Here is a 12,551-nt window from a genome sequence, read left to right as displayed (position 1 = left end):
CATGCCCCGTCCCATCCGCGGCGTTCTGCCGATTGCACATACACCCTTTACTGCCGGAGATGAAATTGACTATGCGAGTTTGAGGAAGCAGATCGATTGGGCCATCGACGTGGGGGCCGATGGCGTTTGCACTGGCATGGTTAGCGAACTGCTGCGACTGACGCACGACGAACGACTGCAACTAACCGACGAACTGGCCGCCATCACTGCGGGCCGAGGTTGCGTGGTAATGAGCGTGGGTGCCGAAAGTGTGAAGCAGGCGTTGATATTCACACGCCGGGCTGCTGCCGCGGGCTGCGATGCGGTAATGGCCGTGCCGCCTATTTCGTGCGGCGTCCCGGCGGAGGAATTGCTGCACTATTATGCCAGCCTGGCCGACGCTTCGCCCTTGCCTGTAATTGTGCAAGATGCTTCGGGATATGTCGGCAAGAGCATTCCTATCAGCGTGCAGGCCGAACTTCTCAAGCGTTACGGCAACGAGAAGATTCTCTTCAAACCCGAAGCGTCGCCCATTGGGCCGCTCCTTTCCGAACTGCGAGACATGACCAGCGGGCAGGCGCGCGTGTACGAAGGCTCTGGCGGAATCCTGCTGATCGATAGCTTTCGCCGCGGTATTGCCGGGACCATGCCGGGCATGGAATATCTCGATGCCATCGTGCCGCTCTGGCAAGCACTCGTGCGCGGCGACGATGCGACCGCCTATCGACTTTACTTTCCGGTCTGCGCTCTGGTTGCCCTGCAGCTGCAAGCGGGACTCGATGGCTTCTTGGCAATTGAAAAGTACATCCTGCATCAGCGCGGGCTGTTCGCGACCGATTTGCGGCGGCGACCCAACTCGTGGAACTTGGACGCCGAGACGCAGGCAGAGGTTGATCGACTACTGGCAATTCTGAATGCCGAAGTGAAACGAACGCCGCGATAGCTTTACTTCAACGTCTGTAAATACTCCACGAGATCGGCCAGTTGCTGGCGACTCATCACGTTGTCGAGCCCCGCAGGCATGATGGAGATGCTGCTGGGTTTCATTTCTTCGATGCTTGTGCGTGATACCCTTACTTCGCTTTGATCGGCCGCGCGCAGCACGAGTGAGTCAGCTGCTTCGCGCACGATAAGCCCAGTAAGCGACCGGCCGTCGTCGAGCAGGAAGGTGTGCGACTCGAAACCACGTGCCAGGGACGAACTGGGAAAGACAATCGCTTCGAGCAGGTCGCGTTTATTGCGTCGCTGGCCAATCGTTGTCAAATCAGGCCCCACACGGCCGCCCTCGGAACCCACTCGATGACAGAGAAAGCAGCCGGCCTGGCGATTGACGAAGACTTGCTTGCCGGTCTTTGGATTACCCGCGGGTAGCATCGTCGTAAGTAGTTCGAGTCGGGACCGCTGCTCTTGAACGGCCAGTTGCAACCGTGTGATGAGTGTTTGCAACGCGGTTCGGGTGCTGGCCGGGTAGTGCGCGAGCAGCGCTTCGATTTGCGGTAACGAGAGGGATGCATTACCAGGCGATTGCAGAATGGCAGCAGCCAGCGATTTTCCCAAAGTTTCATCGCCGGAGTGCTCGAAGGCTGCGAGCAGTGGGATGATTTCCAGCGGGCCAGCAATCGCAACTGCTTTGGTGAGTTGTTGCTGTTGATCGGCGGTCAGCTTCGCAGCACCAAGTACGCGGGCGGCGATCATGCGCAGCGCGGGAGCTACTTCGCCAGCCAATTGCGATTCCAGCCAGGCGAACTCGCTGGCTTGCAGAGGCCGGCCCGGAGAACTTGCTGCGAAGGCGGCGAGACGGACTTCAGCTGACAGTTTGCCGTCGGCACTGAGTTGGCTCAGGTCATCACGAAACGCATCGGCCGCAGAACTTACTGCCGCAATTGCCGATAGAGCAATATTTGCCTCTGCCTGGCGTAAAGCGCGGAGCAGGGGAGGGCGGAGCGCCTGAGGAACTTGCTCGAAGCGGGCCTGGGCGACCGCTTCCAGCAAAAGAAGCTGAGTACGAGCCGGAGTTCTTTCGCTGGCCAGCGTTTCGGCCAGCAGTCGCTGCACCGCAGGTTGTTTGTGGAAAGCAACCAACGATTGAATTACAAGTCCTTGCTGCGCTTCGTTCAGTTCGGGCTGAGCAAGAAGTTGGCTAATTGAGGAAACTAGTTCGTCAGTCCACCCGGGACGGCGACTGATCACATCGAGCGCGGCAGTTTGCAGGCCTAGATCGCCAGTACTAAGTAAGTTCGCCACCTCTTCCCGCTGCAAATCGCCGCTGGGCATTTGATCGAGCGCAATGAGCCCCGCACGGCGGACGAGCGGACTGCGATGCGCGAGGGCAGCGCGGGTTTCGACAGGGTCGTCGATTTCAATCAAGGCGTAAATGAGAGCATGCTCGCGCGGCCGATCGAGGTTACCCGCAAGTGCTTTGACCAATGCGGGTATTGCGGTCGGATAGGCGATTTGACCGAGCGCAGTCGCAGCCGTCAGTTGCAACTGCGCAGGTTGATCCTTGGCCAGCAGCGAGGTGAGAGAGTCTACAGCGTCACCATCGGCGTGCGCACCGAGGGCGAGCGCAGCCAGTTGTTGCACAACGGGATCATTATTTTCAATAGCGGCCCGCAGCACACTGAGGGCGGCGGGGGAGCCAATTTTCGTCAACGCTTCGACCGCGTGTTGCCGCAGCAAAGGATCTTCTTCGTCAATCGCTTTACCCAGATAAGGAACTGCGGCATTCTTATTGCGTACAAGTTGAGCCACAGCTCGCGCGCGAACCGCTGGGCGCGTGTCACCGAGCAGGGCGATCAGTTCTTCCGCAGTCGCGCGATTCCAAGCGACTTTCTTTCCCCAGGGGTCCACCATCTTGGCGGCATCGCGCTTTCGCACACGATAAATACTCCCGAGCACGTCGGGCTTGGCAATTTGCGACGTGGGGCAGCCGATTCGAAACCAGCCACCGGTATCGATCACCAGCAAGCTGCCATCGGCATCTTGCAGCACGTCAGTCGGGTGCGAATCACTGCTGGACGATGTAAAAAAATCCAGCACTTCCGCGCGATAGGAGCTTCCCTCGCGAGCAAGTTGCACGCTCTTCACTTTGTGCGTGTTGAACTCCGTGACGAACCAGGCATCGTTCCAATTTTTGCCAAATCCCTGCTTCCCTTCGCCGCAGGGGCGATAGCGACAGAGACCGGAGACGGCGACGTGCCCAAAGTCGTGCACCGCGTCGAGCAGTTCACCCGTGCGACGGAATTCAGCGTGCATGGCGGGCTGATCGTGCCGCGGATAAACGCCACCGTGCAGCCAATGGACGAGGCAATCGCCCCGTTGGTGATAAAAAATGTTTGCCGTGCCCAGCATCTCGCCCGCCGCTGTCCAATCGACTTCCGTGGGATTGTCCATCCCGCCACCACAATGCGTGCGCACGTCGGTGCCATCGGGCTCGCACGAGAAAATGCGGGCCGCTTTCCCTTTGGAAACGATCTCGCCAGCCGCATTCGCAATTTCATGACCATGCCGACCCTCGCACCAATAGATGCGACCTTCAGGCCCTAGGAAGCAGCCATGCACATCGGCAGCGTTGCCGGTATAGCCGAACTTGCCGACGATCTGCTCGCGCTGGTCGGCGACGTCATCGCCATTCGAGTCACGAAACCGCCAGATGGCACCGGACGAGGCGACATACAACCACCCATCGTGCCACAGCGCCCCTTGAGGAAAGGTAAGCTTGTCGGCGAAGAGAGTTCGTTTGTCGAAAACGCCGTCGTCGTCGGTATCGGCGAGCAGGACGATGCTATTGGGAAGCTGTTTCTCCAGATCTTCGCGGCGCAAGTTGAGCCCGGCATTTTCTGCCACATACAAGCGGCCGCGATCATCGAACCCTGCCATGATCGGATGCTGCACCAGCGGAGCAGCCGCAGCAACGTCAACCGTAAAGCCCTCGGGGACGGTGATGTGAGACGTATCAGATGCTTGCTGGGCCATGAACGAGGCAGCGGCACGGACTGCTTCAGTCCGGGGCACTACCGGCATCACCATTTCACATTCGGAAACTTGCTCCATTCCGACGATTCGATTTTGGAGCCACGGAGCGGCAGGAATCGCGAGCGAACAACCTAACACCACGATGAAGTGGGCAATCAAACTGAATTGCCCGGGCCTCGGTAAGATTTCCGACATTGCCGGTTGATTCATTGTTTCTTCACTTGTCTGGTTAGCCCGTCCGCTGCAATCCCGGAGAATGACCGGCTGGCCGATCTTTGTTCGTGTTGGTTGCCGGTCGTCCATTCACCGGCGGTGATCTATGCCTACAAGAAAATCCGGGACCAATCGGTTTCTAAGAAGAATCCCGCTTTAGCGTAGGCTTTTCGCACGATTTCGGTCAATGCAATTCTTTTATGGGCTGTTGTCGCGTTGCGTGGCACGCAAGCTGCTTTAGGTGAGTTTCGTTACGACGCAAAACTGCTGTCGGCTAAGGAAACACGTTTAGGAGCCCTCATCATGGCCATGTCTGCCCAAACTCTCACTCAGAAATCGATCGATTGGCTCCAGAGCCTGATTCAAATCAATATCGACAGTCGGGATGGATTCAAAGAAGCGTCCGAAAACCTGAAGGAAAAAAATCCTTCTCTCGCCAACCGCTTCTGCTCACTCGCACAGCAACGTGACTCACAAGCCACTGAATTGCAGACTATGGTCGCCAGCAACGCCGAAGCGCCAACCGAGTCTGGCAGCTTCTCAGCGGCAGCTCATCGCACTTGGATGGACCTTCGCACCGCACTTGGTGGGGGCGAGCAAGCCGTCCTCGACGAAGCTGAGCGGGGCGAAGACACGATCAAGGCCAAATACGAAGAGGCCCTAAAAGACATGGGTGGTTCGGAGCCGTGTTGCGACACGCTCCGCCGCCACCTCACGGCTGTGCAGAGTTCGCATGACGAAGTGAAGGCCCTCCGCGATTCAAACCATCGTCCGGGCAAGGCTCGATAGGTAGACAACTGCTAGTGCCCAGTTGCCTAGCATTCAAATCAGCTTCATGCTGAAATCAGGCGGCAGTGTCAACGATATGGCAGGTATCGAAGGCGCTGCCGTTCTGATTTTCTTGACGAAGAAATTTCAAATTCTTCCCTAGTTGACTGCTGTCAGCTCTTTCACGGCCTCAATTACTTTGGCGTCGTGCCCGTCAACTTTTACCGCCCGCCAAACCTTGCGAATGACTCCCTTGCCATCGATCAGGAAGGTCGAGCGGGCGATGCCCATCGACTTCTTGCCGTACATGTTCTTTTCGCGCCAGGCGCCGAATTTTTCTGCTACGGCGTGATCGGGATCGGCGAGCAAGGGAAAGTTCAAGTTGAATTTGTCTCGAAATTTCCCGTGACTGGCAACATCATCGGGGCTGATGCCCAGCACCTTGGCACCGAGTTTTTCCAACTCGCTCTTCCGGTCGCGAAAAGCACAGGCCTCACGCGTGCAGCCGGGGGTATCGTCGGCGGGATAGAAGTAGAGGACCACAGGAGTTCCCTTCAGGTCCGAGAGCTTCACTTTGTTTCCCTTGTCGTCTGCCAAGGTGAATGCCGGTGCCTTCGCACCTTCTTCAAGCCAATCAGCCATTTTCAGTTACCTCATTCCAGATGTGGATTAATTGTGCGCGTCGACATTCTAAAGGAGCGGCAACTGCGCATTCACTTGCGCTCTCAAAATTCACCGCGGCCGGTCTGAAATCAGCAGCGCAGAACTTCACGTTACTTTGCAGCGCCCCGGAGGAGTGGAAAACCCCGCTGACACTCAGCCTAAACAACCTGAAAGCGGCTGAATCTTACTTCTCTTTGCCAGTTGTAGCTTTTGGCATCGTATCTGCTTTACCACCGGCCACGGGCTGGGAAAAAGTTTGCCAGCAATGTTTAGCACTTGGAAGGAGTTGGTCTGATGAAAAGTTTGTTGTTGCTCGGTCTCACCAGTTTGTTCGCCCTCACGAGCGTTGTGGAAGCCGAAGCCGGTCGACGCCATCGCTGCGGTGGTCGGCATCATCGTGGTGGCTGCCACACTGCTCCCTGCAATGCCGGTGGTTGCTACACGAACGGCGGCTGCGGCGTGCAATACGGGGGTGACTACCAGATGCAAAATGATGGCTACCAGAACCAGCCCATCGACCCGAACGTCCCCGCCGAACCGGCACCTGTGAATCCCTAATTGCCTCCCTAATGACGAGAGAGCAAAACCAGCGGAATTGAACAGACCTTGCTCTCAGAACAGAGCAGGGTCTGATTTTTTTGGTAAACGCTCGACACATCCTACTTCGTGGCTGGCACTTCTGGCGCTGCACCACTGGGTTCCAGTGCGGGCTCAGGAGTCACAGGCTCCACAGGAAATTCCTTGCCCAATTCGCGCACCTGCCGGAGCAACTCGTTGCCACTGGGTCGATCGGCATTGCTGCCAACATACGAAAAACGGAGTTGGCCAGCCTTATCGAGAATGAATGACGAAGGTCGTGCCAAGTGGGCGCGAATTGCCAGCGCGTCGACCGCCTTCAAATCGAGATCGAGCCACAGGGGAAACACCGGAACTTGATTGGGAGTGTTGATCGCGCGAATCGGTTCGGCGTCTTTGGCCTCCGCAGCCTTACTGACGGGAAAGACCACGAGCACCTCTGCCCCTGCTTCGTGAAATTGGTCGGCCACTGCGGCCAAACCCGAGACTTGCGACGTGCAATAAGGGCAAACATTCACCAGCCCTTCTTTCGTCTTCCCTTTGTTCCAATACGAGACCGACGCCAACGAGCCACGCGTGAAGACAATCACCTGGTGCTTCTTGCCAACCAATTCTCGCAGCGACACCGGCGCCCCTTGGTCGTTGGTGAATTTCAGCCCCAGCAATTGCTCGGCCGAGATCTCGTGAGCATTGGTGGCTAGAACCCGATCGGGGGTTTCAAACGGCCACTGCTCCGTAAACATCTGCTGATAGATGTACCAGGCCACGAATCCCAGCACCGCAATCGCCACGGTCCCCTTGATGATCCTCATCAGCGGCGACTCGGCCCCCTTGGTGGAATTGGTCGGACTCGGTTTGGCAGGTTGGACCATAAAAATCACTCCATCAGTGCAGCGGCAGGCAAACACGGAATGTAGAGATCGCTCAATCATTATACCGACTTGCCGCCCCGCATCACGCACCGGGTAGTCCTCGCTACAATCTGTGCATGGAAGTTGCGGACTCGAATCTTGAAACGACGGACCAGTTGGCGATTCACCTGGCCCCCTTCGGCCTGCGCGCGTTTCGCCCCGGACAAAGAGACGTCATTAGTGCCGTCCTGGCCCGCCAGGATTGCCTCTGCATCATGCCGACGGGCGGCGGCAAGAGCTTGTGCTATCAACTGCCGGCCATTGCCCGCACGGGACTCACACTCGTCGTTTCTCCGCTGATCGCCCTGATGAAAGACCAGGTTGATGCCCTGCAATCGCTGGGCATCTCGGCCACGTTCATCAACAGTTCGCTGACGTTGCCTGAACAGCGCGATCGCATGGACCGGATGGCTGCGGGCGAATATCGGCTGGTTTACATCGCCCCCGAACGACTGCGGAATTCGCTCTTCGTCGAAAAGCTGCGGTCGACGAAAATCGACCTCCTCGCCGTCGACGAAGCTCACTGCATCAGCGAGTGGGGACATGACTTTCGTCCCGATTACGCGCGACTCGGTTTGCTCCGCCAACGCATCGGCAGTCCACCGACCATTGCCCTCACCGCCACGGCTACACCCATCGTCCGCGGCGATGTGGTCCAGCAGCTCAACCTGCAAGATCCGCAAGTCTTTATCACCGGCTTCGCGCGGACCAACCTGCACTTCGAAGTGACGACCGCCCATAGCCAGGCCGACAAGTTTCAAGAGCTGATGGAGTTCCTCGCAGCGACTCCCGGCAGCGGCATCATCTACGCGGCCACGCGCAAACGCTGTGGCGAGTTGGTCGAAATGCTGGGCGATGCCGGACTCAAGCGGAAGGTCGCCTTCTATCATGCTGGCCTGCAACCCGAGGAACGACGGAGCGTGCAAGAAGCGTTCATGGCCGATCGCGTGAACATCATCGTCGCCACCAACGCGTTCGGCATGGGCATCGACAAGCGCGATCTGCGGTTCGTCGTTCACTACAACATCCCAGGCAGCTTGGAGGCCTACTATCAAGAAGCGGGCCGCGCCGGCCGCGATGGCGAACGGTCGCGATGTTTGCTGCTGTACAGCTATGCCGATCGCAAAATCCAAGAGTTCTTCATCGACAGTTCTTATCCCCCTCCGGAAATTGTCGAGGAGGTTTACGACTACCTGCGCGAACAAAACTCCGACCCCATCGAACAAACGCTACAGGAAATCAAGGAAACGCTGAACTTGCCCATCTCGAGCGAAGGTGTCAGCGCCTGCGAAAAACTGCTCGAACAATGCGGCGCGCTGGAGCGGCTCGACTCGCGGCAAAATCAAGGAGCGGTGCGGATCGATAGCGATTTGCCCTCGCTCGTCGACTTGCTTTCACGCGACGCAAAGAACCCACGCAAAGTGCTGCAAGTCATCGAACGATTCATGGGCGATGTCCGCGGCGAGCGGGTCTTCATGCGGGCCGAATCGGTGGCCAAAGCGGCCGAGCTCGATGTCAGCGCTGTCAACCGCGCGCTGAAGGAACTCAACAAGTTGCAGGCCTTCAGCTATGTGCCACCATTCCGTGGCCGCGCGATTCACATGCTGGAGCGAGACAAGCCGTTCCGTGAATTAGGCATCGACTTCGCAGAGCTTGATCGGCGCAAACGGGCCGAGTATGAAAAGCTCGACCGGATGATCGACTATGCCGAAACGCGCCACTGTCGGCAACGCGCGGTGCTCGATTACTTCGGTGATCCTAGCCCCGGCAACTGCGGACTGTGCGACAACTGCCACGGCGTGAAGAGCGTGGGGCTGCTGGCTAACTCCACCGAAAAGCCAATGGCCCTTCATCCGCACGTGGTGGAAGCCGTTCGCATTGTTCTCAGCGGCGCGGCCCGCATGAATGGTCGCGGGCGATTTGGCAAAGGGATGCTTGTCCGCATGCTCTGTGGCTCCACGTCCAAAGAAATCAAGCAGTTCGGCCTCGCCAAGCTCAGCACGTTCGGTCTGCTCGAAGGGCTCAAGCAACCGGAAGTGACAGCCATTGTCGACGGGCTCCTCAAAATTCGACTCCTCAAGCAAACAGAGCTCGAACGAAATCGGCCGACCATCGAACTGAGTGACGAAGGGGATGCCGTGATGCGCGGGCAAGTTCCGCTGCAGCACACCTTGCCGGTCGAGCGTGAGCTGCTACAGCGAATCGCCGCAGCAGGGCCGTTTGTTACCGGTTCCGCGCCGGCCCCAGTTCCGCCTGCCGCTCAAAAAGCGCCGCCAGCGACACCGCCGAAAATGCCTCCGACAAGTAAACCGCGCGAGCCAGTCCCTAGCTATTCGCCCGAGTCCGCAGACGATGGTTACGAACCATGTTTCGAGGAGATTTTTCGCACCGACGAACCCGAGACGATGGTCAAACCACCCGCGATTCAGCAACCCGCGCCGAGGCCCACCCCAGTGCCGACGGCAAGCACGCCCGGGGTGCTGCGGAAGCCTGATTTGTTCGACTCGGTGCCGGCCCAACGGGAGTCGACCGCGCCAGTCAAGCAGACGAACGGACAGAAGGCCGCTCAACCCGAGCACTACTGGACCTGGCGCGTTCTGGCCGCCGGCTTCACGCTCGCTGAAGCTGCGCAGATTCGGGGCCTCACCATCGCCCAACTCCGCCAGCATGCCAAGCTCGCAGCCCAGGACGGCTATCAAGTCGAACTCGACTGGCTGGAATAATTTCCAGATAACGCGGATCAGGAAATTTCCACGATCCAACTTACTTCGCGAAGTTTCCGTTAAGTCGAAACCTCTTTAAGTGCAAGCAACTGTGGCAACCGGGCGCGCCATAACTCCTTACGCAAGCGTGGAACTTGCCAACTTCAATTTCCTGAATCCGGCAGGAGTTGCAAGCGAAGTCATGCGGCGCAACATGCTGCAGCAGTGCAGAGTTACGTTGCGCGTGGCCGGCTTGGGATCAGGAAATTTCCACTATTTCGACTCTTACGAGAAGTTTCCTGAATGTCGCAAAGGGTTTACCAACAACCGTTTGGGCGATTGCCACTCGTCCTAAGTCCTTAAATTAGTCAGGATCGCTAGATTTTCAATTTCCATAATGATTCCGAACACCTGCTCACCGTTTGTCGATGACAACCGCAACAATTGCGCACAACATCTACGCATGTACTACCAGATTTTCAAGGAGCGCCAACAAGTTCGATGCGCGCGCATTGACTAGTCTGGTCCCTGATTTGAATTCAAATAAACATTTTTAGCGGCGCGCGATTCGCAATGGCGCTACAGCCGCGGCAGCACGATGGGGGCTGACGGTGGAGAAGGGCGGCGAGGTGGGCCGGGGGGTGATGGGGGCGGCACGGGAATCAGCCGCCAGCGAAAATCGAGGCTTTCGGGATGTTCGAGTTCCCGCGCAGCGAGAAAGGCCCACGGAGTGCCCGGGTTGTTGTCGAGGCACCGCTGCAGCAGTCGGCGCCCCTCTTGAATTCGCAGCGCACTAGCCGTTCCGGTTCGTAAACCTTCTTGCGGGAAGAGTTGGATGGAGTTCGATGGATAGGGAAAGCCCTGCGGCGTCGAAAGCATCCGCAAGATCATGCGATACTCGGCCAGCCGTACGCTTTGCAGCAGCAGGCGACCCAGCACCAGGTCGTACCAGGCTTGCCAACGTGGCAACTGCTCGCGCTCGTACTCTTTTTCGAGTCCCGCTTCGCCAAACGGGATCAAGGCTTCTTCCAGCAGGTTGGCCGTCAATTCAGCCTTGGCATCACACTCGGGAAACTGACGGCCGCAATACCGGCGAAAGTTATCGGGATCGTAGAGATCGATGAAGCTGGTCTGCGGTGGTGTTTGCGGCGCGTACTTGCGCGTCAGCATGGCGGCATTCACAATCGCCAGTCGCAGCGGATGGTACCGCATCTCGTCCATGATCTCCGGCAGCGAGCGGTAGTCGGGAGCATACTTGCGCATGAACTCCAACCGAAACGGCCCCCGGTCGCCGTGGCGGTCGAACATGGTGTAAGTGCCCCCCGTTTCCCGCGCCAATCGCATCAGCGCGTAGGGAGGAAAGCCCGAATTCAAATTGATCAGTTCGCGCCCCGAGTAGGAGCCGACGAAATAATCGCGCGGGTTTACTTCAGCCCCCTGCGCCCAGGCCGGCAACTTGGCTGCCCATTCGACGGCCATCAGCCGATCGGTCGGAAATTCTTGCGCGGCCGGTGGGATGTTAAGACGCTGGGTGAGCCGCTCGGCACTCCACCAATAGGGCAGGCGCAAGCGTTCGGGAATGGCCGAATCGGGCCCTTTCGCCACTGGCAACCAAAACGGCTCACGAACCTGCGGATGCTTCCAGCGATGAAAGCCTTCGTCGGTACCAAGCACGGCCGAGGGGCCGATAATGGAAACGGTCGCTTTGTTCACGCGACAAACCTCAATCGTTTGTTCGAGCAGCAGCGTGTCGTCCCCCGATTCATCGGTGAAGACAACAATCATCAACTGACCGCGGTGCGGCTTCCACTCTTCGCGGGCCTGCATTGCAGTCCACATGATGGCCTGGCAAGTCGTTTCAGCCCCCGTGACGTCGATGGGCATGTTGCGCATGGCTGTGAGCGCTTTGGTAGGGATGCGATACGGTGCGGAGATTCCTTGCGCGCCGTTGCCGAACGCGACGACCGAGTTCATCAAGAGTCGCTTTTTCTGGCCTTTCGCCCCCTTGGCGTTCGCATTCGAAAAATCGTGTTCAATCCCCGCATACATCCGTTCCAGGTGAGTGGCCAACTCCAGGCGGTTATCGACCAGGCTGATCGAAGCATCCATCAGCCAAACGACAAGCAAGTTGTCTTCACTCAACTTATCGCTGATCTCCTGCCCCAGGTCGCCGGCAACTTCGGTGAGCGAAGTCCGCTCCTTCAGTTCCCGTTCGGTGACCGGGCCTTTGGCCGTCGTCGTGGGAACTAGCGTCGATAGGTCGCTGGAAGTGGGCAAACCCATGAGGCCGGACTTGTTCGTGGGGGCGGCTGGCAAATCGAGCGCGCCGTCGCCGAGCAACGCAGAGTCGTACTTGCGCGTGGTCGGCAGCAATTCTTGATTCAATTCGATTGGCGCTTGGCTGCTCGGTTCCGCTTCTTGCGATGCTTCCGTTTGGAAGTTCATGCTCGATGTTTCGGTGCCGGCCGAACCGATCGAAACCATTTCGAGCGGAGCCACTTCTGACTCTGCGTCGAACAGGGCCATGATTTCGACGGATTGCAACTTATCGAGCAGGCCGGTGACCGACAGCAAGGCGAGCAGCACGAGCAGCGCAAGATTGATGACCAGCGACACCATCCAAGGGAGACTGCGCTTCACCAGGCGGTCGACGGGTTCCGGCTGCGACGGTTCGACGACAAGGGGCACGAGGACTGGCGGTTCGCCGATCAACTGCTCGGGCACCGGCGGTGGCGGGCCAAGGTCGGCGATAGACATGCGGAGG

The 12,551-nt window shown here is 58.2% G+C and carries 8 protein-coding genes; 4 read left to right on the top strand and 4 right to left on the bottom strand.

All coding sequences use genetic code 11. From position 1 onward, the window contains the following. The first annotated feature begins 1 nt into the window (after window position 1). Window positions 2-922: a dihydrodipicolinate synthase family protein gene (locus ETAA8_RS12665; protein WP_145088468.1), complete on the top strand. Its 921-nt coding sequence runs from the start codon at window positions 2-4 to the stop codon at window positions 920-922. 2 nt (window positions 923-924) lie between these two features. Here the strand turns inward: ETAA8_RS12665 and ETAA8_RS12660 are convergent, their stop codons facing one another. Continuing rightward, complete coding sequence (locus ETAA8_RS12660; RefSeq protein WP_202921792.1) at window positions 925-4,032, bottom strand: PVC-type heme-binding CxxCH protein; 3,108 nt, start codon at window positions 4,030-4,032, stop codon at window positions 925-927. 438 nt (window positions 4,033-4,470) lie between these two features. On the opposite strand from ETAA8_RS12660, the gene ETAA8_RS12655 reads away from it, so the two are divergent. Then, the gene (locus ETAA8_RS12655) at window positions 4,471-4,956 is read left to right on the top strand and encodes a PA2169 family four-helix-bundle protein (protein WP_145088464.1); all 486 of its coding nucleotides are present in this window, start codon (window positions 4,471-4,473) and stop codon (window positions 4,954-4,956) included. A 138-nt stretch (window positions 4,957-5,094) separates the two neighbouring features. Here the strand turns inward: ETAA8_RS12655 and bcp are convergent, their stop codons facing one another. Next, window positions 5,095-5,577, bottom strand: coding sequence for a thioredoxin-dependent thiol peroxidase (gene bcp / locus ETAA8_RS12650; RefSeq protein WP_145088462.1), 483 nt, complete (start codon window positions 5,575-5,577; stop codon window positions 5,095-5,097). A 315-nt stretch (window positions 5,578-5,892) separates the two neighbouring features. Here bcp and ETAA8_RS12645 point away from each other — a divergent pair, with 315 nt between their 5' ends. Continuing rightward, window positions 5,893-6,156, top strand: a complete 264-nt coding sequence (locus tag ETAA8_RS12645; RefSeq protein ID WP_145088460.1) for a hypothetical protein — start codon at window positions 5,893-5,895, stop codon at window positions 6,154-6,156. A gap of 101 nt (window positions 6,157-6,257) precedes the next feature. Here ETAA8_RS12645 and ETAA8_RS12640 read toward each other — a convergent pair whose 3' ends face one another. Then, window positions 6,258-7,046, bottom strand: coding sequence for a peroxiredoxin family protein (locus tag ETAA8_RS12640; protein ID WP_202921791.1), 789 nt, complete (start codon window positions 7,044-7,046; stop codon window positions 6,258-6,260). Between the two features lie 116 nt (window positions 7,047-7,162). On the opposite strand from ETAA8_RS12640, the gene ETAA8_RS12635 reads away from it, so the two are divergent. After that, on the top strand, window positions 7,163-9,808 hold the full coding sequence (locus ETAA8_RS12635) for a RecQ family ATP-dependent DNA helicase (RefSeq protein ID WP_145088456.1): 2,646 nt from the start codon (window positions 7,163-7,165) through the stop codon (window positions 9,806-9,808). Window positions 9,809-10,366: 558 nt separating this feature from the next. Here the strand turns inward: ETAA8_RS12635 and ETAA8_RS12630 are convergent. After that, window positions 10,367-12,544 carry a vWA domain-containing protein gene (locus ETAA8_RS12630; protein ID WP_145088454.1) on the bottom strand — a complete coding sequence of 726 codons (2,178 nt, stop codon included), beginning with the start codon at window positions 12,542-12,544 and terminating at the stop codon, window positions 10,367-10,369. Between the last annotated feature and the right edge of the window lie 7 nt (window positions 12,545-12,551).

Origin of the sequence: Anatilimnocola aggregata, from assembly GCF_007747655.1 — a bacterium.
GTDB classification, from domain to species: domain Bacteria; phylum Planctomycetota; class Planctomycetia; order Pirellulales; family Pirellulaceae; genus Anatilimnocola; species Anatilimnocola aggregata.
This window is presented reverse-complemented; position numbering and strand designations above follow the sequence as displayed.